Raw genomic sequence first — 23095 nt, 5'->3', positions numbered from 1 at the left:
GCGCCCGCGGGGCGGTGGGCGCCGGCCCCGCCCGCCCCGCCGTCCGTCGCACCGCGTCCGCCGGAACCGACCGATCGACCCCCGCCCCGAGGAGGCCCACCCGTGACCGCCCGCCGCCCCCGTTCCGCCGCCCCCGAGCCCGCATCCGGCGCCGCCCCGCCCGGCCCGGCCCGACCGACCCGCCCGACCCCGGCCGGTGTGGGCCGGGCCGCGCCGCTGGCCGCCGAGGACCGCGGGCGGCTGCTCGCCGGGGCGCACCACGATCCGCACGCCCTGCTCGGTGCGCACCCGGTGTCCGGGGGGCTGCTGGTGCGGGCCCTGCGGCCGTTCGCCCGGGCCGTCGCCGTGGTGGCTCCGGGGCTGCGGGCGCCCCTGCACTCCGAGGGGGACGGGCTGTTCGCGGGCGTGCTGCCGCTCGCCGAGGTCCCCGCGTACGCGCTGCTGGTCGAGTACGACGACACCACCGTGACCGTGCCGGACGCCTACCGCTTCCTGCCGGCGGTCGGGGAGCTGGACCTGCACCTGTTCGCCGAGGGCCGGCACGAGCAGCTGTGGCAGGCGCTCGGGGCGCGGGTCATGACGCACCAGGGGGTGAGCGGCACCCGGTTCACCGTGTGGGCGCCCAACGCCCGGGGCGTGCGGGTGGTGGGGAACTTCAACCACTGGGACGGCACCGGCACCCCGATGCGGTCGTTGGGCTCGTCCGGGGTGTGGGAGCTGTTCCTGCCGGGCCTGGGCGAGGGCGAGCTGTACAAGTTCGAGATCACCCGGCCGGACGGGTCGAGGACGGTCCGGGCCGACCCGATGGCCCGGCGCACCGAGTGTCCGCCGGCCACCGCCTCGGTGGTGCACGCCTCGCACCACACGTGGCAGGACGCCGACTGGATGGCCCGGCGCGGCGCACGCCCCGTGCACGCCGCGCCGTTCTCCGTCTACGAGGTGCACCTGGCGTCCTGGCGCCCCGGACTGACATACCGTCAACTGGCCGCGCAACTGCCCGCGTACGTCAAGGACCTGGGGTTCACCCACGTCGAGTTCATGCCGGTGGCCGAGCACCCCTTCGGCGGCTCCTGGGGCTACCAGGTGACCGGCTTCTACGCGCCGACCGCCCGGATGGGCACCCCGGACGACTTCAAGTTCCTGATCGACGCCCTGCACCGGGCCGGGATCGGGGTGCTGATGGACTGGGTGCCGGCGCACTTCCCGCGGGACGCCTGGGCGCTGGCGGAGTTCGACGGACGGCCGCTGTACGAGCCGGGGGACCCGGCGCGGGCCGCCCACCCGGACTGGGGGACGCTGGAGTTCGACTACGGCCGCACCGAGGTGCGGAACTTCCTGGTCGCCAACGCGGTGTACTGGTGCGAGGAGTTCCACATCGACGGGCTGCGGGTGGACGCGGTGGCCTCGATGCTCTACCTCGACTACTCGCGCGAGGAGGGCGGCTGGACGCCGAACGTCCACGGCGGCCGGGAGAACCTCGACGCGGTGGCCTTCCTCCAGGAGATGAACGCGACGGTCTACCGCCGCTGCCCCGGCGTCGTCACGGTCGCCGAGGAGTCCACGGCCTGGAATGGCGTCACCCGCGCCACGCACCACGTGGGGCCGGACGGCTTCGGCGGGCTGGGCTTCGGGCTGAAGTGGAACATGGGCTGGATGCACGATTCGCTCGGCTACGTCGAGAAGGAGCCGGTGCACCGCAAGTACCACCACGGCGAGATGACGTTCTCCATGGTCTACGCCTATTCGGAGAACTACGTGCTGCCGATCTCGCACGACGAGGTGGTGCACGGCAAGCGGGCGCTGGTCTCGAAGATGCCCGGCGACTGGTGGCAGCGGCGCGCCACCCACCGCGCGTACCTGGGCTTCATGTGGGCCCATCCGGGCAAGCAACTGCTCTTCATGGGGCAGGAGTTCGCCCAGGGCGCGGAGTGGGCGGAGCAGCACGGCCCGGACTGGTGGCTGCTGGACCCGTCCTACGAGGCGGAGCCGGACCACCGGGGCGTGCGGGACCTGGTCCGGGAGCTGAACCACCGCTACGCGGCGACCCCCGCGCTGTGGGAGCGCGACACCGACCCGGCCGGCTTCGGCTGGATCGACGGCGACGCCAGCGAGGACAACGTCTTCTCCTTCCTGCGCCACGCCGCCGACGGCAGCCCGCTGATCGCGCTCAGCAACTTCTCGCCCGTCGTGCGGCACGCCTACCGGCTGGGGGTGCCCGGTGACGTCCCGGTCTGGCGCGAGGTCCTCAACACCGACGATCCGCGCTTCGGCGGCAGCGGCGTCACCAACCCCGACCCGTTGAAGACCGAGCCGGTCGCCGCCAACGGCAGCCGCACCTCGATCGCGGTGGTGCTGCCCCCGCTGGCCACCGTCTGGCTGGTGCCCGCCTAGCCGGGCGGGGCCGGGCGGGGCCGGACGGCGCGCGGAAGGGGCGGGCGCCCGTGGCGCCCGCCCCTTCTCCCCTCCTGCGCCCCCGAGGCGCTCGGCCGGCGTCGACCGGCGGAGCGTCAGACCGCGGCGGGCGCCTTGCCGCCGTCGGCCGGTACCGGCGCCCCGGTGTCGGACGGGGCGCCGTGGCCGTCGGCGTTCAGCGTCCGTTCGTCGAACGGCAGCCGGCCGGCGAGCACTTCGGCGACCCGGGCCTTGTCGATCTCCTTGGTCCAGGTGCCGATCAGGACGGTGGCCACCGCGTTGCCGGCGAAGTTGGTCATCGCCCGGGCCTCGCTCATGAAGCGGTCGATGCCGACGATCAGGCCGACGCCGTCGACGAGTTCGGGCCGGTGCGACTGGAGTCCGCCGGCCAGCGTCGCCAGGCCCGCGCCGGTGACCCCGGCCGCCCCCTTCGACGCGATGATCATGAAGACGAGGAGCGAGACCTGCTGGCCGAGGGAGAGCGGCTTGTCCATCGCCTCGGCGACGAACAGCGAGGCCATGGTCAGGTAGATGGCGGTGCCGTCGAGGTTGAAGCTGTAGCCGGTCGGGACGGTGATGCCGACGACCGGGCGGCTGACGCCGAGGTGCTCCATCTTCGCGATCAGCCGCGGCAGCGCGGACTCCGAGGAGGAGGTCGACAGGATCAGCAGGAACTCGCGGCCGAGGTACTTCAGCAGCGCCAGCACGTTCACCCCGGCGACCAGCCGGAGCAGCGCGCCGAGCACGACCACGACGAAGAGCAGGCAGGTCAGGTAGAAGCCGACCATGATGACGGCCAGCGACTTCAGGGCGCCGAGCCCGGTGGCGCCGACGACCGCGGCCATCGCGCCGAAGGCCCCCACCGGCGCCGCCCACATGATCATCGAAAGCACCCGGAAGACCAGCTTCTGCACGTGGCCGATGCCGCGCAGCACCGGCTCGCCCGCCGGGCCGAGCGCCTGGAGCCCGAAGCCCACCAGCAGGGCCACCAGCAGGGTCTGGAGCACCTCGCCCTGGGTGAACGCGGAGACCAGCGTGGTCGGGATGACGCCGAGGAGGAAGTCGGTGGTGGACTCGTGACCGCCGGCGGTCTGGGCCTGCCCGGCGTGCCGGAGCGCCTCCGTCAGGTGCAGGCCGGAGCCGGGGTCGAGGAGGTTGCCGACGAGGAGGCCGATGGCCAGCGCCACCGTGGACATCACCATGAAGTAGCCGAGCGCCAGCCCGCCGACCGCACCGACCTTGGCCGCCTTGCGGACCGAGCCGACGCCCAACACGATCGTGCAGAAGATCACCGGCGAGATCATCATCTTGATGAGGTTGACGAACCCGGTGCCGAGCGGTTTGAGCTCGACGGCGACGCCGGGCGCGGCGAAGCCCACGGCGATGCCGAGCAGGACCGCGCCGATCACGGCGAGGTAGAGGAAGTGGGTCCGGTCCCGCTTGGCCGGCGGAGCGTCCTCGGCGGTGCCCCGGGACGACGGGGTCTGTGCAGCCACGGCTGCCACCTTTCTGACGGGGGCCATGGTTCTGCGCCGGTGAAGCGGCTCACGGCGCACAACAGGTCCCGGCGACTATGCACGGCGCTGTGGCGCCCGTCACCCTTACGTACATTTCGTTCACGTAAAAGTGACCGTGCAGACTGTTCTGCATGCACCTCCCCCGTTCCCGCCCGCCGCGGCGGCTGCGCGGCCCCCGCAGCCTCGCCGGGCAGCTCTTCGCCATGCAGGTGGTCCTGGTGGCGGTGGTGGTCCTGGGCTGCGCGGTCTTCGCGTACGTGAGCGCCGAACGGCAGGCGGAGGAGACCGCACGGCGGCAGGCGACCGCGGCGGCCACCGCCGTCGCCGACTCCCCGGCCGTGGTCGCCGCGGCCCGCACGAAGGACCCGACCGCCGCGCTCCAGCCGTACAGCGAGCGGCTGCGGCGGGACGCCGGGGTGGACTTCGTGGTGGTGATGGCGCCGGACGGGACGCGCTGGACGCACCCCGAGCCGTCCGCGATCGGCGGGAAGTACCTCGGCCACATCGGCCCGGCGCTGCGCGGCGAGGTCTTCCCGGAGACGCACATGGGGGTGCTCGGCCCGTCCGTGCGGGTCGTCGCCCCGGTCCGCGACCCCGAGCGGGGCGGCGCGATCACCGCGCTGGTCAGTTCCGGCATCACCATCGCCACGATCAGCGAGCAGTTGCGGGACCAGGTCCTGGCGCTGGTGGGGGTGGCCGCGGCGGCGCTGGCGCTGGGCGGCCTGGGCACGTACGTGGTCAACGCCCGGCTGCGCCGGCACACCCACGGGATGAACACGGCCGAGCTGGCCCGGATGTACGACTACCACGAGGCGGCGCTGCACGCCGTCCGCGAGGGGCTGCTGATGCTGGACGGGGCCGGCCGGGTCGCGCTGATCAACGACGGCGGGCGGGAGCTGCTGGGCCTGACCGGGGACGCGGTGGGGCGGCCGGTGGACGGGCTGGGGCTGCCGGAGCCGCTGACCGCGGCGCTGCTGGCGGCCGGCCCCCGGGTCGACGAACTGCACCTGACCGGCGAGCGGGTGCTGGTCGTCAACTCCTCGCCGGTCTCCGGAGGCCAGCACCGCGGCAGCGTCGTCACCCTCCGCGACCACACCGAACTCCAGGCACTGTCAGGCGAGTTGGACTCCGTCCGGGGCTTCGCCGAGGCGTTGCGCTCGCAGGCGCACGAGGCGGCCAACCGGCTGCACGCGGTGGTCTCGCTGATCGAACTGGGCCGGGCGGAGGAGGCGGTGGAGTTCGCCACCGCCGAGTTGGAGCTGGCGCAGGCGCTGACCGACCGGGTGGTGGGCGCGGTCGCCGAACCGGTGCTGGCCGCACTGCTGCTGGGCAAGGCCGCACAGGCCAACGAGCACGGCGTGGAGCTGGTGTTGACCGAGGACAGCCGGATCGACGACGGGGTGATCCCGCCGGACCTGCCCGCCCGCGACCTGGTGACGGTGCTGGGCAACCTCATCGACAACGCCCTGGACGCCGCCGCGCCGCCGCAGGAGCACGACGCGCCGCCCCAGGTGCGGGTCACCGCGCGGGCCGACGGCGGCGAACTGCTGCTGTGCGTCGCGGACAACGGGCCGGGGGTCGCCGCGGAGACCACCGAGGAGGTCTTCCGGCGCGGCTGGAGCACCAAGGAGCACGCGGGCGGCGGGGCCCGGGGGCTGGGTCTGGCACTGGTACGGCAGGCGGTGCACCGCCACGGCGGCACGGTCGGGCTCGCCCGGGGGCCGCAGGGCGGTGCGCGGTTCACCGTGCGGCTGCCGCTGCGGGCGGCGGAAGGGACGGGGGGCCGATGAGCGCCGGGACCATCCGGGTGCTGGTCGTCGAGGACGATCCGGTCGCCGCGGCCGCGCACGCCCTGTACGTGGGGCGGGTGCCGGGCTTCGCGGTGTCCGGCACCGTGCACTCGGGGGCCGGCGCCCGACGCCACCTCGACCAGCACCCGGTCGACCTGGTGCTGTTGGACCTCTTCCTGCCGGACGGCCACGGCCTGCAACTGCTGCGGACGCTGCGCGCGGCCGGCCAGAGCGCGGACATCATCGCGGTCACCTCCGCCCGCGACCTGGCGATGGTCCGCGAGGGCGTCTCCCTGGGCGTCGTGCAGTACGTGCTGAAGCCGTTCACCTTCGCCACCCTGCGGGACCGGCTGCTGCGCTACGCCGAGTTCCGGGCCACCAGCGGGGAGGCCAGCGGCCAGGACGAGGTGGACCGGGCGCTGGCGGCGCTGCGCGCCCCGCAGCCGGCCGCGCTGCCCAAGGGGCTGACCCCGGCGACCCTGCGGGCGGTGACGGAGGTGCTGCGGGCCGCCGCCGACGGGCTGACCGCGACGGAGGCCGCCGCGGACGTGGGCATCTCCCGGATCACGGCCCGCCGGTACCTGGAGCACCTGGTGGCCGGCGGCCGCGCCGCCCGGGCGCCGCAGTACGGGCAGGTGGGCCGGCCGGAGCTGCGGTACCGCTGGTCGGGGCGGTGACCGGCGGCGGGCCGGCCCGCCGCCGAGCGACCGGAACGCCCGCCCGGCAGCGACCCGCCCGGCACCGGGCCGTGGCGGAATTTCTCCGTCCCGTTCATCGTGCCGTTCTCGCCGGACCGACTTCCGGGCCCGGGTCGGCGAATTCGCTTTTCCGGGGAATTCCCGGGCGGACGACTTCGGGCGAACTCCCCGGATTCCCGATCCGGTACTCGACACCGGCGGTCCGACTGTCCATCCTTATCTCCAAACGGCGGGCCCGCGGCGGCCCGCCGCGCGGTGCCGCAACGAGCCGCTTCGTTGGAGCAAAGTGCCTGACCAACGGCATGATCGGCCGGGATTGGCAAGAAAGCACCGAAAGCTGGCCGAGGGCAACCGACGGCTCCGTAGCTTCCTCCAACCTACAAACTTGGATATCCGCACGATAGGTGCCAAGCCACCCCGTCACTTACCGTGTGGCAGTGAACACGCACGACGGGGATGCACACCGGCCCCCTTTCAACGCTGCCGCCGCCCGCCGGCTGCGCGAGGCCCTGGGCATGACCCACGCGCATGTCGCCTACGGAATCTGGGCCGCCTACGGAATTCGGCTGGAGCCCGCCGCGGTGGCGTCCTGGGAATTGGGGGAAAGCGCCCCCACCGAAGCCGAGCTGACCGCGCTGGCCGGCGCCCTGTGGTGCGCGCCCGCCGAACTCCTCGGCGCCCCCGGCACGCTGCGCGAGTTCCGGCTGGCGCTCGGCCTGGCCGCGGCCGACCTCGCGCTGCGCGTCGGCATGGACCAGGCGGCCTACGAGCGGTTGGAGGCCGGCGGCCGGTGGACCGGCACCGACCGGCAGGCGGCGGCGCTGGCGGCGGCGTTGCGGCTGCCGCTGCCGGCGCTGATCCGCTTCACCGGCCAGGAGGAGCGGCTGGCGGAGCTGCTGATCAGTGCGGCCACCACCCGCTGGCAGGGCTACGTCCGTCCGGTCGGCAAGCTCGCGCCGCTGCCCAAGGAGCGGTTGCAGCAGGCGCTCCAGGAACTGCACGAGGAGTACCACGCGACGATGACGGCGTCGCTCAGCTGGACTGGCGGGGACGCCTCGGACGAGGCCGGCAAGGCGGGCCGGGACTTCCTCGACGGCGTCGTGGTGGAGTTCTGGCGGCGGGTCGGCGAGCCGGCACCCTGACGCCGTGACGCCCGCGAGGACCCGACCCTGACGCGTCCCCGTCGGCCTGCGGACGGACGGCCGTCCGTCCAGAGGATGACGCGGACGGCGGGCGTGGCACTTCCGGCCGGTCCGGCTTTCGGTCCTTCCGGCCGAAGACCGGGCGGTCGCCCGCGTCGAGGATGGACGGAGCGCTTTCACGCTGTCCGCCCGTCCTTTCCGTCACCCCAGGAGTTGTGGTGCCGCACGCCGCCGTCCCCCGTCCCGCCTTTCCCTCCCGTACCACCGCGGCCGTCGCCGCCCGCGCCACGGATCTGAGCAAGGTCTACGGCCAGGGCGAGACCCGGGTGGTCGCGCTGGACTCCGTCGACGTGGAGTTCGGCCGGGCCCGGTTCACCGCGATCATGGGCCCGTCCGGCTCGGGGAAGTCCACCCTGATGCACTGCATGGCCGGACTGGACTCGGTCACCTCCGGCTCGGCCCGGATCGGCGACGTGGAACTGGCGGCGCTCAACGACAAGCAGCTGACCCGGCTGCGCCGCGACAAGATCGGCTTCATCTTCCAGGCGTTCAACCTGCTGCCCACGCTGACCGCGCAGGAGAACATCACGCTGCCGATGGACATAGCCGGCCGCCGCGTGGACCAGGAGTGGGTCGGCCGGGTGGTGGAGACGGTCGGTCTGTCGGGCCGGCTCTCGCACCGGCCGGCGCAGCTCTCCGGCGGGCAGCAGCAACGGGTCGCGGTGGCACGGGCGTTGGCCGCCCAGCCGGAGATCATCTTCGCGGACGAGCCGACCGGGAACCTCGACTCGCGCTCGGGCGCCGAGGTGCTGGGCTTCCTGCGGGAGTCGGTGCGGGCGATGGACCAGACCGTGGTGATGGTCACCCACGACCCGGTCGCCGCCGCCTACGCGGACCGGGTGGTCTTCCTCGCGGACGGCCGGATCGTGGACGAGCTGGCCGAGCCGACGGCGGACAGCGTGCTGGACCGGATGCGGCGCTTCGAGACCGCAGGCCGGACCAGCTAGTCGCAGGCCGGACCGGCTGGCCGCCAGCCGGCCAGCCACCCCCAACCGACCTGCCGGCGAACCGAGTCGACCGCTGACGGCCGCCCCGCATCCGAGCCCCGGCCCCGTACCCAGGACTGACACACCACCATGTTCACCACTGCCTTGCGCAATGTCCTCGCGCACAAAGCCCGCCTTTTGATGACCGCACTCGCGGTGCTGCTCGGCGTCGCCTTCGTCGCCGGCACCCTGATCTTCAGCGACAGCGTCGGCGAGGCGATCAAGAACGCCTCGGCCAAGAACCTCAAGGACGTGGCCGTCTCCGTCCAGGCGACCTCGCCCCCCGGCACCGGCCCGGAGCCGGCCAAGGACGGCAAGCGGGCCACCGCCCTCGACCAGCGGTTGGCCGACCGGATCCGCGCCCTGCCGGGCGTGACGTCGGTGCGCTCCGACGTCACCGGCGAGGCCACGCTGGCCGGCCGGGACGGCGAGCCGATCGGCAACGGCTGGCAGAACCGCGCCGTCAACTACCAGCCGGACGCGGACGGCAAGGACCGCCGCTATCCACTGGTGCAGGGCCGCGGCCCGGCGTCCGACGGCGAGATCGCGTTGGCCGAGACCACCGCGAAGGCCGCGGGGGTGCGGGTCGGCGACTCCGTGCGGTTCGCCACCGACGGCCCGGTGCTGACGAAGAAGCTGGTCGGCATCGTGGCGACCGACGATCCGGCGGTGACCGCGGGCGGCAGCCTGGCGCTGTTCGACACCGCCACCGCGCAGAAGCTGTACCTGCACCCGGGCCAGTTCGACGAGTTGGTGGTGGCGGCCGCGCCCGGCACCGATCAGCAGGCGCTGACCGCGAAGGTCCGGGCGCTGCTGCCCGCCGAGCGCGCGGAGGCGACCAGCGGGAGCACCCTGGCGGCCGAGCAGTCCCGGCTGATCGCCCACCAGAACAGCGCGCTCAGCAGCACCCTGTTGACCTTCGCCGGGATCGCGCTGTTCGTCGGCGTCTTCATCATCGCCAACACCTTCACCATGCTGATCTCCCAGCGCAGCCGCGAGATCGCGCTGCTGCGCGCGGTGGGCGCCTCCCGCCGGCAGGTGGTGCGTTCGGTGCTGGTCGAGGCCGCGCTGCTCGGGCTGGTCTCCTCGGTCGTCGGCTTCGCGCTGGGCGCCGGGATCGCGGTGGGGCTGCGGGCCGCGCTGGACGCGAACGGCGCGGGCTTCCCCGACGGCCCGGTGGTGATCAGCCCGACCACGGTGCTCGCCTCCTTGGCCGTGGGGGTGCTGGTGACCGTCCTGGCCGCCTGGCTGCCGTCCCGCAGGGCGGCGCGGATCGCCCCGGTGGAGGCGCTGAGCACCGTCGAGGCGCCGCCGACCCCGCGCAGCCTGGTCGTCCGCAACGTCCTCGGTGCGCTGGTCGGCGGCGCCGGCGTCGCGGTGATGCTGTGGGTCTCCACCCTCACCTCCGGCGACGACCTGCCGATCGCCATGATCGGGTCGATGCTCACCCTGACCGGCGCGATCATCCTGGCCCCGCTGCTGTCCCGGCCGCTGGTGTCGCTGGCCGGCCTGGTCACCTCGCGGTTCTTCGGCGTGAGCGGCAAGCTCGCCAAGGAGAACGCGCTGCGCAATCCGCGGCGGACGGCGGCGACCGGCTCGGCGCTGATGATCGGCCTGACCCTGATCACCGGGATGACCGTGGCGGGGCACTCCGCCCAGGTGGCGATGGACAAGATGGCCGGTAGCGGGCTGATCGCCGACTACCAGGTCGAGACCACCACCTACGTGGGCCTGGACCCGAAGCTGTCGGCGAAGGTGGCCGAGGTCCCCGGCGTCGCGGCCATGGCTCCGCTCCGCGGCACGGGCTTCTCCACCGCGCCCGGCCCGGGGCCGGACAGCAACTTCGGTTTCCTGCGCGGCACCGACGTGGACCAGATCGGCAAGGTCACCCGCCTGAGCGTCGTCCAGGGGTCGTTGGACGCGGTCAAGGCCGGCGGGATCGCCATCTCGGAGAGCGGCGCCAAGGAGCACGGCTGGCACGCCGGCGACACCGTGAAGGTGACGTTCTACGACAAGAAGAAGGCCGAGCTGAAGGTCGGCGCCGTCTACGCGGACAACGAGGTCCTCGGCGCGTCCTTCGCGCCCACCGCCGTCGTCGATCCGCACCTGGACCGGCTCCGCAACGACAAACTCCTGGTGAAGACGGCGAACGGCACGTCCCCCGCGCTGGTCAAGGAGATCCGCAAGGCGCTCGGCGACAGCCCGCTGCTGAAGATCCAGGACCGCGACGACCTGCGCAAGGAGACCGCCGGGCAGATCGACACCATCGTGAACATGGTCTACGGGCTGCTCGCCATGGCCGTGATCATCGCGGTGGTGGGTGTGGTGAACACCCTGGCCATGTCGGTCTTCGAGCGCACCCGGGAGATCGGGATGCTGCGCGCCATCGGGCTGGCCCGCAGCGGCATCAAGCAGATGGTCCGGCTGGAGTCGGTGGTGATCTCGCTCTTCGGCGCGGTCCTCGGCATGGTCCTGGGCATCTTCCTGGCGTGGGCCGGCGGCAGCCTGGTCGGCTCGTCCTTCCCGACCTACGAGATGCTGTTGCCCTGGGGCCGGCTCGGCCTGTTCCTGCTGATCGCCCTGGTCGTCGGGGTGCTGGCCGCGGTGTGGCCGGCCCGGCGGGCGGCCCGGCTGAACGTGCTGGAGTCCATCGGCGCCCAGTGAGGCACCGGCCCGTGGCCCGAAACGCCGTCGGCGGCGCACCCAACGGTGCGCCGCCGACGGCGTGTTGACGGGGCGGGGCGCGTCCGGCGGCTCGCAGCCGGACGGGCCCCGGGGCGTCAGAAGACCGACTCGGCCTCGTCCATGCGGCTCTCCGGGACCCGCTTGAGCTCGGTGATCGCGTCGGCCAACGGGGCCATGACGATGTCGGTGCCGCGCAGGGCGGTCATCTTGCCGAAGTCGCCGCGGTGCGCGGCCTCGACGGCGTGCCAGCCGAAGCGGGTGGCCAGCACCCGGTCGTAGGCGGTGGGGGTGCCGCCGCGCTGGACGTGGCCGAGGATGACCGGGCGGGCCTCCTTGCCAAGGCGCCGCTCCAGTTCGCGGGCGAGCGCGGTGCCGATGCCGGAGAACCGCTCGTGGCCGAACTGGTCGATGGCGCCCTTCTTGTAGTCCATGGTGCCGGCGAGCGGGTGGGCCCCTTCCGCGACGCAGACCACCGCGAACTTCTTGCCCCGGGCGAACCGCTCCTCGACCATCTTCACCAGGTCGTTGACGTCGAACTCGCGTTCCGGTAGGCAGATGCCGTGGGCGCCGCCGGCCATCCCGGACTCCAGCGCGATCCAGCCCGCGTGCCGGCCCATGACCTCGACGACCATCACCCGCTGGTGCGATTCCGCGGTGGTCTTGAGGCGGTCGATGGCCTCGGTGGCCACGCCGACGGCGGTGTCGAAACCGAAGGTGCGGTCGGTGGAGGAGATGTCGTTGTCGATGGTCTTGGGGACGCCGACGACCGGCATGCCGGCGTCGGCGAGCATCCGCGCCGCGGTCAGCGTGCCCTCGCCACCGATCGGGATCAGGACGTCTATCCCGTACTCGCGGGAGAAGTCCTTGGCGCTCTCGCACGCCTCGCGCAGCCGGGCGCGCTCCAGGCGGGCGGAGCCGAGGATGGTGCCGCCACGGGCGAGGATGCCGCTGACCGCGTCCAGGTCGAGCTTGCGGAAGCGTCCGTCGAGCAGACCCTTGAAGCCGTCCTCGAAGCCGATGACCTCGTCGCCGTGTCCGGCGAGGGCACGGTGGACGACGGACCGGATCACAGCATTGAGGCCGGGACAGTCGCCGCCTGCGGTGAGGACTCCGATACGCATCGTGCTGTGTCTCCTGTGCTCGCTGTCGGTTCGTGTGAGCCGGTCCGATTGTTTCACGGGCCGGCCCGCCCGGGCCGCACCCGAGCGACCACCCCCACTGTCCCCGGCCCCGGCGCCACAGGGAAACTGGGAGAGCGACTTATCCAGCGGCGCAGGTATTGTCAAGAGGGGCAAGCCCACGATAACGGGTCATTTTGACCCTGTGAGCAGGGAAAACTCGCGAGCACGAGCTTCGCGGCCATCGGATGGACGGAGACCACGCGTGACGCGCAGCGTGTACGTGACCGGTATCGACCGCGGCGACGGACGCCAGGTCATCGAGCTGGGAGTCATGGAGCTCCTGACCCGCCACGTCGACCGGGTGGGAGTCTTCCGGCCCCTGGTCCACGACGGGCCCGACCGGCTGTACGAGCTGCTGCGGGCCCGCTACCGCCTCACCCAGCCCGCCGACTCCGTCTACGGCATCAGCTACGCGGAGGCCGCCGCCCTCCAGGCCGAGCGCGGCACCGACGAACTGGTCTCCCGGCTCGTCGACCGCTTCCACGCCGTGGCGAGGGAGTACGAGTACGTCCTCGTCCTCGGCTCGGACTACGCCGACACCAGCCTGCCGGACGAGCTGGCGCTCAACGCCCGGCTGGCCAACGAGTTCGGCGCCGCGGTGATACCCGTCGTCGGCGGCCAGGGCCAGGACGCCGAATCGGTCCGCGCCGAGGCCCGCAACGCCCACCGCGCCTACACCACGCTGGGCTGCGACGTCGTCGCGCTGGTCGTCAACCGCGTCGCGCCCGAGCAGCGCACGGCCGTCGTGGAGCGGCTCGCCGCCCGGCTGCCGGTGCCCTGCTACGCGCTGCCCGAGGAGGGCTCGCTGTCCGCGCCGACCGTCGGCCAGATCGTGCAGGCGCTCGGCGCCGAGATCCTGCTGGGCGACGACTCCGGGCTCGCCCGGGACGCCCGGGACTTCGTCTTCGGCGGGGCGATGCTGCCGACCTTCCTCAAGGCACTCACCCCCGGCTGCATGGTGATCACCCCCGGGGACCGCGCCGACCTCGTCATCGGCTCGCTCGCCGCGCACAGCGCCGGCGCCCCGCCCATCGCCGGTGTGGTGCTCACCCTCGACGAGCGCCCCGGCCCCGACATCATGGCGCTGGCCGCCCGCCTCGCGCCCGGCACCCCGGTCGTCTCGGTGCCCGGCGGCTCCTTCCCGACCGCCGCCGAGCTGTTCGCCGTCGAGGGCAAGCTGAACGCCGCCTCGCCGCGCAAGGCGGAGACCGCGCTCGGCCTCTTCGAGCGGCACGTGGACACCGGCGAGCTGACCGACCGGATCTCGGTCGCCCGCTCCGGCCGGGTCACCCCGATGATGTTCGAGCACGAGCTGATCGAGCGGTCCCGCACCGGCCGCCGCCGGGTCGTCCTGCCCGAGGGCGCCGAGGAGCGGGTGCTGCGCGCCGCCGACGTGCTGCTGCGCCGCGACGTGTGCGACCTGACGCTGCTGGGCGAGGAGGACGCGGTCCGCAAGCGCGCCGCCGACCTGGCCATCGACCTGGCGGACGCGCAGGTCATCGACCCGCAGACCTCGCCGCTGCGCGAGCGGTTCGCCGAGTTGTACGCCACGCTCCGCTCCCACAAGGGCGTCAGCTACGAACTCGCCTACGACGTGGTCGCCGACGTCTCCTACTTCGGCACGCTGATGGTGCAGGAGGGCCTGGCCGACGGCATGGTCTCCGGTGCCGTGCACTCCACCGCCGCCACCATCCGGCCGGCCTTCGAGATCATCAAGACCAAGCCGGGCGCCCAGATCGTCTCGTCGGTCTTCTTCATGTGCCTGGCCGACCGGGTGCTGGTCTACGGCGACTGCGCGGTCAACCCGGACCCGAACGCCGAGCAGCTGGCCGACATCGCCATCCAGTCCGCCACCACCGCCGCCCAGTTCGGCGTCGAGCCGCGGATCGCGATGCTGTCGTACTCCACCGGCACCTCCGGCTCCGGCGCCGACGTCGACAAGGTCCGCAAGGCCACCGAGCTGGTCCGCGAGCGGCGCCCGGACCTGCTGGTCGAGGGCCCGATCCAGTACGACGCCGCGGTGGACGCGGCGGTCGCGCGGACCAAGCTCCCGGACTCCGAGGTCGCCGGCAAGGCCACCGTGCTGATCTTCCCGGACCTCAACACCGGCAACAACACCTACAAGGCCGTACAGCGCTCCGCCGGCGCCGTCGCGGTCGGCCCGGTCCTGCAGGGCCTGCGCAAGCCCGTCAACGACCTCTCGCGCGGCGCCCTCGTCCAGGACATCGTCAACACCGTCGCCATCACCGCGATCCAGGCCCAGGGCGCCCAGCCCGGCGCCGGCCCCACCGCCTGACCCCGCCCCCCATCGGAAAGCCCCTTCATGACTGCCAACGCCACCCGCGTCCTCGTCCTCAACTCCGGCTCCTCGTCGGTGAAGTACCAACTGCTCGACATGGAGAAGGCGGCGGACGGCGACTCCGCGGGTGCGCGCCTCGCCGCCGGCCTCGTCGAGCGGATCGGTGAGGGGACGTCGCGCCTGGCCCACACCCCGCTGGCCGCCGGCGGCGCGACCCGCGAGACCACCGGCCCGATAGCCGACCACCAGGCCGCGCTGAAGGCGGTGGCCGACGAGCTGGCCGCCGACGGGCTCGGGCTGGACTCCCCGGAGCTGGCCGCGATCGGACACCGGGTGGTGCACGGCGGGCTGAAGTTCACCGCGCCGACCGTGATCGACGCGGCGGTGCTCAAGGAGATCGAGCGGCTGGTGCCGGTGGCCCCGCTGCACAACCCGGCCAACATCATCGGGATCCGCACCGCCCAGGCGCTGCGCCCCGACCTCCCGCAGGTCGCGGTCTTCGACACCGCCTTCCACACCACGATGCCCGAGTCCGCGGCCCGCTACGCCATCGACGTGGAGACCGCCGACGCGCACCGCATCCGCCGCTACGGCTTCCACGGCACCTCGCACGCCTACGTCTCCCGCCGCACCGCCGAACTGCTCGGCAAGGCGCCGGAGGAGGTCAACGTGATCGTGCTGCACCTGGGCAACGGCGCCTCCGCGTCCGCGGTCCGGGGCGGCCGCTGCGTGGACACCTCCATGGGGCTGACCCCGCTGGAGGGCCTGGTCATGGGCACCCGCTCCGGTGACATCGACCCGGCGGTGACCTTCCACCTCAAGCGGGTGGCCGGGATGTCCGCGGACGAGATCGACGAGCTGCTCAACAAGAAGAGCGGCCTGCTCGGGCTGTGCGGCGACAACGACATGCGGGAGATCCGCCGCCGGATCGACGAGGGCGACGAGCGGGCCGCGCTCGCCTTCGACATCTACATCCACCGGCTGAAGAAGTACCTCGGCGCCTACACCGCGGTCCTCGGCAAGGTCGACGCGGTGGCCTTCACCGCGGGCGTCGGCGAGAACGCCGCCCCGGTCCGGGCCGCCGCCGTCGCCGGTCTGGAGGAGCTGGGCATGGCGGTGGACGCCTCGCTCAACGCCGTGCGGTCCGACGAGCCGCGGCTGATCTCGCCCGACTACGCCCGGGTGGCGGTCGCCGTGGTGCCCACCGACGAGGAACTGGAGATCGCCCGCCAGACATACGCCCTGGTCACCGCCTCGTAAGCCGCGATCCCGCGGGGCGTGCCGCGGGATCCGCCCGCTCCGCCCGCGTCGCCCCTCCTCGGCTAAAGGGCCTTTGAAGCAGAGCGAAATATTCCGCTCCGAAACAAACCGATAGGATCGAGACATGCGCCGTTCCAAAATCGTCTGCACCCTGGGCCCCGCCGTCGACTCCTACGAGAAGCTGAAGACGCTGATCGAGGCCGGCATGAACGTGGCCCGCTTCAACATGAGCCACGGGACCCACTCGGAGCACGAGGAGCGGTACCACCGCCTCCGCAAGGCCGCCGAGGAGACCGGCCGCGCCGTCGGCGTGCTGGCCGACCTCCAGGGCCCCAAGATCCGCCTGGAGACCTTCGCCGAGGGCCCGGTCGAGCTGGTCCGCGGGGACGAGTTCGTGATCACCACCGAGGACGTCCCCGGTGACAAGCACATCTGCGGCACCACCTACAAGGGCCTGCCCGGCGATGTCTCCAAGGGCGACCCGGTCCTGATCAACGACGGCAACGTCGCCCTCCAGGTCGTCGAGATCGACGGCCCGCGGGTGCGCACCATCGTCATCGAGGGCGGGGTCATCTCCGACCACAAGGGCATCAACCTGCCCGGCGCCGCGGTCAACGTCCCGGCGCTGTCCGAGAAGGACATCGACGACCTGAAGTTCGCCCTGCACATGGGCTGCGACATGGTCGCGCTGTCCTTCGTGCGGGACGCCAAGGACGTCCAGGACGTGCACCGCGTCATGGACGAGGTGGGCCGCCGGGTCCCGGTCATCGCCAAGGTCGAGAAGCCGCAGGCGGTCGCCAACATGCAGGAGGTCGTGATGGCCTTCGACGCGGTGATGGTGGCCCGTGGCGACCTGGCGGTGGAGTACCCGCTGGAGAAGGTCCCGATGGTGCAGAAGCGCCTGGTGGAGATGTGCCGCCGGAACGCCAAGCCGGTGATCGTCGCGACCCAGATGATGGAGTCGATGATCACCAACTCGCGGCCGACCCGCGCCGAGGCGTCCGACGTCGCCAACGCCATCCTCGACGGCGCCGACGCGGTGATGCTCTCCGCCGAGTCCTCGGTGGGCCAGTACCCGATCGAGACCGTCAAGACCATGTCGAAGATCGTCGAGGCGGCCGAGGAGGAGCTGCTCTCCAAGGGCCTGCAGCCGCTGGTGCCCGGCAAGAAGCCGCGCACGCAGGGCGGTGCGGTGGCCCGCGCGGCCTGCGAGATGGCCGACTTCCTCGACGGCAAGGCCCTGGTGGCGTTCACCAAGTCCGGTGACACCGCCCGCCGGCTCTCGCGCTATCGCGCCGCCCAGCCGATCCTGGCCTTCACCACCGACGTCGCCACCCGCAACCAGCTCACCCTGAGCTGGGGCGTGGACTCCTTCGTCGTGCCGCACGTCGACAACACCGACGCCATGGTGGACCTGGTCGACGCCGAGCTGCTCAAGCTCAAGCGCTACAGCGAGGGCGACACCATGATCATCACCGCCGGTTCGCCCCCCGGCGTCCCCGGCACCACCAACATGGTCCGGGTGCACCACCTCGGCGGCCAGCGCGCCTGACGCGCCGCCCCGCCCCGCACGAACGGCGGTGGGCCGCCCCCTTCACCAGGGGGCGGCCCACCGCCGTTTTCCGTTGCCGCACGGTCGGGACCGGCGCCGGCCGGGTCAGTCCTCGATGGACACCCGCATGCCGGGGATGTGCAGGTTGCCGCCGAACTGGCCCGCCTGGTCCAGCTTCACCTTGCTGAAGTAGGCGTACGGGACGTTGATCGGCGGCGGGTGCTCCGGGTCGAAGACGATCGGGATCAGACCGAACAGGTTGCCCTGGAGCCGCTCGGTGTAGAGCGTCACCTTGCCGTCGCGGATGGTCGAGGTGGAGCCCGGTGTCGAGCGCACGTGGTAGTGCTTGCCCGAGGCCGGGTCGTCGACGATCTGGTGCAGGTCGGCGATGTCGATGCTGTCGGCGGTGAACTTCAGGACCTGCTTGGTGTGGCCGTTCTGCGTCATGACGTTGACGACGCCCACGTAGTCCAGACCGCGCAGGGTCAGCCCGCTGGACTCCAGGTGCCAGGGCAGGTCGGGCAGGGTGACCGGCGTCTGCTCGTTCTTGCCGGCCTGCTTGTTCTCGACGACGCAGGGGTAACCGGGCTTGCCGCTGGCGTCCTTGCCGTCCAGCCCGCCACCGGGCAGGGCGTTGTCGACGGTGCCGACGGCGCCGTGCACGGTGTCGTTGACCGCCTTCGACGGGTCCTTCAGCGCGTCGCCGACCGGCTTGGTGACCTCGTCCAGGCCGGGCCCGGAGCCCTTCGACGACGCGTCCTCGCCGGACGGGTCGGCCGAGGGCGACGGGGACTTCGTGGCGGACGCGGACGGCGAGGGGCTCGGCGAGGCCGTCGGCTCCTCGGTCTTCTTGTGCACGCCGAAGAGGCCGCCGAGCGCGTCGCCGATGCCGCCCAGCAGCCCGCCGTCGTCCTTCTTCTCCGGGGAGGCGGAGGGCGACGGGGTCGCGGAGGCGGACGGGTCCGCCGACGGCTTGGTGGCGCTCGCGTCCTTGCCGGCGGACGACGACGGCGAGGGCGAGGCGGACGGGTCCGCCGACGACTTGCCGTCCTTGCCGGCGTCCTTCTGGTCCTTGGCTGCCTTGCCGTCCTTGGCGTCGTCCTTGGCCTTGCCGTCCTTGGCCTTGGCGTCCTGGCCGGACGTGTCCGGGGCGGTGACGCAGGGGCCGCCCCGGAAGGGGCTCTCGGGCGGCGCCGGCTTGGCGATCGCCATCTGGGGCGTCAGCCCCATGCCCATGAGGACGGCCGACGGCATCGCCGCGATGGCGATCGCCTTGCCCGCGGGCACATGCAGGCGGGTCAGCAGCGGCTTGCGGGGCGCCGCGTGCCGCGGCCCGCCTCTCGCCCCGGTGGCTGCGGATTCTTCCCCTGCCTCCGGCGGGGGTGCCCCCACCGGCAGCTGGTCACCCGGCACGGTGCCTCCCGTTCCTTCCGTTGGTCGGGCTCGTTCCTGACAGGTTGTCCAGTCCGTTGCCCAACCCGGGACCACCGACCGCCGGAGCGGGGTTGGTGGCGACCACCGGTCCGACGACGCGGTCCGGCTCGTCGGACCCGTCCTCGCCCTGCACGGGCTTGCCCGGCGCCCAGGAGACGCCCAGCGCACCGCCGATCAGCCCCAGCAGGAAGCCGATCAGGAAGGCGCCGAAGTTCGAGACGACCAGGGAGACCAGCGACAGCAGGATCGCCGCGACACCGGCGAAGACCCGCGAGGCCGGCTGGAACCACATGGTCAGGCCGAGCACCACCAGCAGCACGCCGATGATCAGCGAACCGGCGCCGGCCGTGGTCGCCATGCGGACGGTGAGGGAACCGATGGTGAGGTTCGCGTAGGGGATGTACATGATCGGGGCGCCGGCGAGGAGGGTCAGCAGGCCGCCCCAGAACGGGCGTTGCCCACGCCACTCCCGGAAGGCCTGCCGCTTCCGGCCGAGGGTCTCGTTCAGCTGTGGTCGTTCTGCGCTCATGCCGCAGCCTCCCTACGGTCGGCGGTCCCGCATGCGCGCCGCGCGTACCTGTTGATGACTCTCCCCCAGCCTCCGGCCGGGGCGTCCCCCATGCTCCAGTCACTCATGTCGTCCGGCTCCTCGGGACTGGCAATTCGGTGGATCCGTGGGTGCTTTTCAGCGCTAACCGGCGTACGGGCACGGGGAACGGCTCACGCCGTGCGACTGCTTGCCCCGCGCCCGCACGCTCAGTGCGTCAGTAGCACTCGTTCTTGCCCTTGGTGACGCTCATCTTGAGGCCACTGAGCTTGAAGGTGCCGGCCGTGGTGGCCCAGGCACGCTGGTGGACGCCGGTCAGGACGGCGGTGTCGGCCTCCTGGGCGAAGGAGCCGGGGTCGGCCTTGTCGCCCTCCTTGATGCCGGGACCCTTGGTCGACGATCCCGCAGCAACACCGATGTTGATGTTGTTGAAGGTCGCGTCCGCACTGAGCTGGTCCAGGTCGATGTAGAGGTTCTTCGCCTCCACCGGGTCCTTGCCGGCACCGGCCCGGAGCTGCATCGACACGTCGCCGAAGACCGGGACCGGCACGACGACGGACTGGCACAGGTTGTGGATCGTGGCGTTGGTGAACGCCGAGACCGCCACCGGGACGTTCTTGCCGTTCTTCTGGGCATCGACCGCGCCGTACTGCACGAAGCCCGTGCCGTCCAACCGGTCCGTGCTGACCTTGAACTGCTGGCCGGACACGCTGAACGACGCCGCCAGGGCGCCCTGCGAAAGGGCGACGCCGATCGCGGCGGTGGCCGCGACGCTCGGCACCATGACGACGGCGAACCGCTTCCATCTGGTCCCGCCACGAGTCAGGGACTCCATGACTTTCCTCCTTCTCGGACGTACATCTCCGGTACGTACCGCCCCACTTGAGGGAGGCCGCACCTGGGATGGGAGAAGTGCTACGTCCTCGGGAAGGAGAGCGCCCGTCTCGGAGGCACAGCGTGTTTCCGAACACCGGCGATCACCCCCGAGCGACAACCACTGGCCACGCTCTCGCGCAACCTCACCGGACAGGCTCTGCCGAACGGCAAAGACCCCCCTGTCCAGGGCCGGCGCCACTGCCGCCGACCCACTCGGTGGGGACCCAAGTACCCCGCTGCGCCGACCGGATGCCGGGCTGCGGGAAATGGACCGAGCGTGGCCGATCGTCGTGCATTCGCGGCCGCCGCACAAGGCCCTCGTTACTTGCGGGTAACGGGCCGATAACCACGCCGCGACGCTCGGAGATCATCCGCGCACGCACCGTCGTCACTAACGATGACCAAACAAGGGGCAATTGCCTTCAGATACCGGCAAATTGGTCGCCTGGACTTACTCCAAGTAACAGCGGCCACCTTTACCAAGTTTCGGCAAAGCGTGGCCGCTGTTCCGTTTGCCGGACGCGCGTGCGGGAGTTCCCGCGGGGCGGAACCGGGCCAGGACGGATATTCCCCAGGAAAGCGCCGGAGCCATGGGCAAGTGGGCGCGTAGCGCCGCCTTCTGGGGTGGTGCTCAGGTGGCGGGAGAGGAGTGCCGGGTCAGAACAGCACGCGCGCCAGGGCGGTGCGCGCCTTCGTCACCCGCGGGTCGTCGGCGCCGATCACCTCGAACAGCTCCAGCAGCCGGACCCGCGCGGCCTCCCGGTCGTCCCCGGCGGTCCGCTGCACGGCGTCGACCAGGCGCCCGAAGGCGTCCTCGACGTGGCCGCCCACCAGGTCCAGGTCCGCGGCGGTGATCTGCGCCTGGACGTCGGTCGGGCGGTCCGCGGCCTCCTGCCGGACCGTCTGCGGGTTGAGGCCCTGCACCCGCTCCAGGAGTTCGGCCTGGGCCAGGCCGAGCTTGGCCTCCGGGTTGGTCGGGTCGTCGGCGAGGACGTTGCGGTAGGCGCGGATGGCGCCGTCGAGGTCACCGGCGTCCAGCGCGTCGGCCGCCGCGGTCAGCGCCGCGTCGTACGGACCGACCGGCGGCGGCGCCGCGGCCTCGGCCTGCTCGGCCGCCGCCGGGTCCACCGGCACGCCGACGATGCCGAACTGCTGCTCGGCGACCTGCACCAGCTGATCCAGCACCTGGCGGAGCTGGCCCTCGGGGACCGCGCCCTGGAAGAGCGGGATCGGCTGGCCCGCGACGACCGCGAACACCGCCGGGATGCCCTGCACCCCGAACTGCTGGAACAGCATCTGGTTGGCGTCGACGTCGATCTTGGCGAGGACGAACTTGCCGGCGTACTCCGCCGCGAGGTTCTCCAACAGCGGTCCGAGCTGCTTGCACGGCTCGCACCACTCGGCCCAGAAGTCGATGACGACCGGGACCTCGGTGGACCGCTGGAGGACGTCCTCCTGGAACCCCGCCTCGTCGACGTCGAACACCAGGCGGGTGGCACCGGCCGGCGCCGCGCCCGTGCGGGCGGCCTCGGCGCGGGCCTGCTCGGCCTTCTGCTTCGCTTCCCCGGCCGCCTTCACCGCTGCGAGGTCGACGACTCCACTCATGGACATGTTGCGTGGCTGCATGGGTCCATCCTCCCCCCTGAGCGACCGGTTCCGGAAAGCGATCCGGAAAGCGGGCCCGCCGTCCGCCGGCCCGCCCCGCTGGAATGCGGTGCGCGCCCGGGATCCGGTGCCCGGCTGATGCCCCGAAGGGCCGTGCGCGTGCGGCCGTGGGTCCCCACCCACAGCCAGTGGTCATCGCTCTTTCGCTACAGGTCGTAGCGTAACTCGGGGGCGCCCCGGGCCGGCAACCACTTCCCGCCGGCCGCTTGGTGATCTCCCTCACGAACCTCGGCGACGCCCCGGGTCCGGATCCCCCTACTGGCCGGTATGGTCGCCCGCATGCACCAGTCCGCCCACCCCTCGAAAGGCCGCCCGGGCCGCCCCCGCAGCGTCGAAACCGATCACGCGATCCTCGACGCCACCCGCGCCGCGCTCGTCGACGTCGGCTGGGGCGGACTCACCATGGGCGAGGTCGCCGCCCGCGCCGGGGTCGCCAAAACCACCCTCTACCGCCGCTGGGCCAACAAGAGCGAACTGGTCGTGGACGCCGTCGCGGTCCTCTTCGACGAGTTGGAACTCCCCGACCGGGGCTGCCTCCAGTCGGACATCGAGGGCGTGGTGCTCCAGTTCGGCAGGCTGCTGGCCCGGCCCGAGACCAAGACCGCGCTGATGGCGGTGGTCGCCGAGTCCACCACCGACGACGCGCTGCGCGAGCGGATCCGCTCGGCGATCGTCGAACGGCAGAAGCGGCTGGTGCTCCTGGGGCGCTCACGCGCCCAACAGCGCGGCGAACTGCCGCCGGACGCCGGCGGGCCCGAGGGCGAACGGGCCGCCGAGCACACCGTCGGCCTGATCTTCGACGTGATCGCCGGAGCCGTCGTGCACCGGCTGCTGGTCAGCGCCGAACCGGTGGACACCGGCTGGGCCCGGCAGTTCACCACCCTGCTGCTGACCGGCCTGGCCGGGCTGGGGCATTGACTTCCGCTCTCCTCCCTAGCGGGAGGAGATTCCTACCACGGTCAGTTGACCGTCTCGGTGGGTTCCTGCTTCT

Annotated in this window: 16 protein-coding genes; 10 read left to right on the top strand and 6 right to left on the bottom strand. The window is 72.4% G+C overall.

What is annotated here, in order from left to right:
• Positions 1 to 102: 102 nt before the first annotated feature.
• Positions 103 to 2391 (top strand): 1,4-alpha-glucan branching enzyme, encoded by a 2289-nt coding sequence (glgB, locus tag ACJ6WD_RS11470; protein WP_407615737.1) that lies wholly within the window; start codon positions 103 to 105, stop codon positions 2389 to 2391.
• A gap of 116 nt (positions 2392 to 2507) precedes the next feature.
• Here glgB and ACJ6WD_RS11465 read toward each other — a convergent pair whose 3' ends face one another.
• Positions 2508 to 3908, bottom strand: coding sequence for a cation:dicarboxylate symporter family transporter (locus ACJ6WD_RS11465; protein ID WP_233658377.1), 1401 nt, complete (start codon positions 3906 to 3908; stop codon positions 2508 to 2510).
• A 152-nt stretch (positions 3909 to 4060) separates the two neighbouring features.
• Between ACJ6WD_RS11465 and ACJ6WD_RS11460 the strand changes: the two genes are divergently transcribed.
• The 5 genes from ACJ6WD_RS11460 (at position 4061) to ACJ6WD_RS11440 (ending at position 11269) form a co-directional block, all read left to right on the top strand.
• A complete protein-coding gene (locus ACJ6WD_RS11460; RefSeq protein ID WP_233658376.1) occupies positions 4061 to 5719 on the top strand; it encodes an ATP-binding protein in 1659 nt (552 codons plus the stop codon).
• A complete protein-coding gene (locus tag ACJ6WD_RS11455; protein ID WP_020930555.1) occupies positions 5716 to 6396 on the top strand; it encodes a response regulator in 681 nt (226 codons plus the stop codon). Before ACJ6WD_RS11460 ends, ACJ6WD_RS11455 begins: the two co-directional genes overlap by 4 nt.
• A gap of 452 nt (positions 6397 to 6848) precedes the next feature.
• Positions 6849 to 7559 carry an XRE family transcriptional regulator gene (locus ACJ6WD_RS11450; protein ID WP_233658375.1) on the top strand — a complete coding sequence of 237 codons (711 nt, stop codon included), beginning with the start codon at positions 6849 to 6851 and terminating at the stop codon, positions 7557 to 7559.
• 218 nt (positions 7560 to 7777) lie between these two features.
• The gene (locus ACJ6WD_RS11445) at positions 7778 to 8566 is read left to right on the top strand and encodes an ABC transporter ATP-binding protein (protein WP_020930554.1); all 789 of its coding nucleotides are present in this window, start codon (positions 7778 to 7780) and stop codon (positions 8564 to 8566) included.
• A 129-nt stretch (positions 8567 to 8695) separates the two neighbouring features.
• On the top strand, positions 8696 to 11269 hold the full coding sequence (locus ACJ6WD_RS11440) for an ABC transporter permease (protein ID WP_407615736.1): 2574 nt from the start codon (positions 8696 to 8698) through the stop codon (positions 11267 to 11269).
• A gap of 116 nt (positions 11270 to 11385) precedes the next feature.
• On the opposite strand, the gene ACJ6WD_RS11435 is transcribed toward ACJ6WD_RS11440, so the two are convergent.
• Positions 11386 to 12411: an ATP-dependent 6-phosphofructokinase gene (locus ACJ6WD_RS11435; protein ID WP_016578699.1), complete on the bottom strand. Its 1026-nt coding sequence runs from the start codon at positions 12409 to 12411 to the stop codon at positions 11386 to 11388.
• 262 nt (positions 12412 to 12673) lie between these two features.
• Between ACJ6WD_RS11435 and pta the strand changes: the two genes are divergently transcribed.
• The 3 genes from pta to pyk all read left to right on the top strand — a co-directional run bounded on the left by pta (position 12674) and on the right by pyk (position 17582).
• Positions 12674 to 14767: a phosphate acetyltransferase gene (pta, locus tag ACJ6WD_RS11430; RefSeq protein WP_233658373.1), complete on the top strand. Its 2094-nt coding sequence runs from the start codon at positions 12674 to 12676 to the stop codon at positions 14765 to 14767.
• A 27-nt stretch (positions 14768 to 14794) separates the two neighbouring features.
• The gene (locus ACJ6WD_RS11425; protein WP_233658371.1) at positions 14795 to 16030 is read left to right on the top strand and encodes an acetate kinase; all 1236 of its coding nucleotides are present in this window, start codon (positions 14795 to 14797) and stop codon (positions 16028 to 16030) included.
• A gap of 124 nt (positions 16031 to 16154) precedes the next feature.
• Positions 16155 to 17582: a pyruvate kinase gene (gene pyk, locus ACJ6WD_RS11420; RefSeq protein ID WP_016578696.1), complete on the top strand. Its 1428-nt coding sequence runs from the start codon at positions 16155 to 16157 to the stop codon at positions 17580 to 17582.
• Between the two features lie 105 nt (positions 17583 to 17687).
• On the opposite strand, the gene ACJ6WD_RS11415 is transcribed toward pyk, so the two are convergent.
• The 4 genes from ACJ6WD_RS11415 to ACJ6WD_RS11400 all read right to left on the bottom strand — a co-directional run bounded on the left by ACJ6WD_RS11415 (position 17688) and on the right by ACJ6WD_RS11400 (position 22065).
• The gene (locus ACJ6WD_RS11415) at positions 17688 to 18995 is read right to left on the bottom strand and encodes a hypothetical protein (RefSeq protein ID WP_374206808.1); all 1308 of its coding nucleotides are present in this window, start codon (positions 18993 to 18995) and stop codon (positions 17688 to 17690) included.
• A complete protein-coding gene (locus ACJ6WD_RS11410) occupies positions 18985 to 19545 on the bottom strand; it encodes a DUF6114 domain-containing protein (RefSeq protein ID WP_331249714.1) in 561 nt (186 codons plus the stop codon). Before ACJ6WD_RS11410 ends, ACJ6WD_RS11415 begins: the two co-directional genes overlap by 11 nt.
• Before the next feature lie 235 nt (positions 19546 to 19780).
• Positions 19781 to 20398: a DUF6230 family protein gene (locus ACJ6WD_RS11405; protein WP_331249713.1), complete on the bottom strand. Its 618-nt coding sequence runs from the start codon at positions 20396 to 20398 to the stop codon at positions 19781 to 19783.
• A gap of 698 nt (positions 20399 to 21096) precedes the next feature.
• A complete protein-coding gene (locus ACJ6WD_RS11400; protein WP_233658365.1) occupies positions 21097 to 22065 on the bottom strand; it encodes a tetratricopeptide repeat protein in 969 nt (322 codons plus the stop codon).
• Between the two features lie 318 nt (positions 22066 to 22383).
• On the opposite strand from ACJ6WD_RS11400, the gene ACJ6WD_RS11395 reads away from it, so the two are divergent.
• A complete protein-coding gene (locus ACJ6WD_RS11395) occupies positions 22384 to 23022 on the top strand; it encodes a TetR/AcrR family transcriptional regulator (protein WP_407615735.1) in 639 nt (212 codons plus the stop codon).
• The last annotated feature ends 73 nt before the right edge of the window (positions 23023 to 23095 follow it).

Origin of the sequence: Streptomyces sp. VTCC 41912 (assembly GCF_045799175.1) — a bacterium.
Lineage (GTDB): Bacteria > Actinomycetota > Actinomycetes > Streptomycetales > Streptomycetaceae > Streptomyces > Streptomyces albulus_C.
This window is presented reverse-complemented; position numbering and strand designations above follow the sequence as displayed.

Bases quoted from the DNA above. Each gene is read 5' to 3' on its own strand.
- ACJ6WD_RS11440 (WP_407615736.1), top strand. From the start codon at position 8,696: ATGTTCACCACTGCCTTGCGCAATGTCCTCGCGCACAAAGCCCGCCTT.
- ACJ6WD_RS11410 (WP_331249714.1), bottom strand. From the start codon at position 19,545: ATGAGCGCAGAACGACCACAGCTGAACGAGACCCTCGGCCGGAAGCGG.
- ACJ6WD_RS11400 (WP_233658365.1), bottom strand. From the start codon at position 22,065: ATGCAGCCACGCAACATGTCCATGAGTGGAGTCGTCGACCTCGCAGCG.
- ACJ6WD_RS11405 (WP_331249713.1), bottom strand. From the start codon at position 20,398: ATGGAGTCCCTGACTCGTGGCGGGACCAGATGGAAGCGGTTCGCCGTC.
- ACJ6WD_RS11455 (WP_020930555.1), top strand. From the start codon at position 5,716: ATGAGCGCCGGGACCATCCGGGTGCTGGTCGTCGAGGACGATCCGGTC.
- ACJ6WD_RS11395 (WP_407615735.1), top strand. From the start codon at position 22,384: ATGCACCAGTCCGCCCACCCCTCGAAAGGCCGCCCGGGCCGCCCCCGC.
- ACJ6WD_RS11425 (WP_233658371.1), top strand. From the start codon at position 14,795: ATGACTGCCAACGCCACCCGCGTCCTCGTCCTCAACTCCGGCTCCTCG.
- pyk (WP_016578696.1), top strand. From the start codon at position 16,155: ATGCGCCGTTCCAAAATCGTCTGCACCCTGGGCCCCGCCGTCGACTCC.
- ACJ6WD_RS11435 (WP_016578699.1), bottom strand. From the start codon at position 12,411: ATGCGTATCGGAGTCCTCACCGCAGGCGGCGACTGTCCCGGCCTCAAT.
- ACJ6WD_RS11460 (WP_233658376.1), top strand. From the start codon at position 4,061: ATGCACCTCCCCCGTTCCCGCCCGCCGCGGCGGCTGCGCGGCCCCCGC.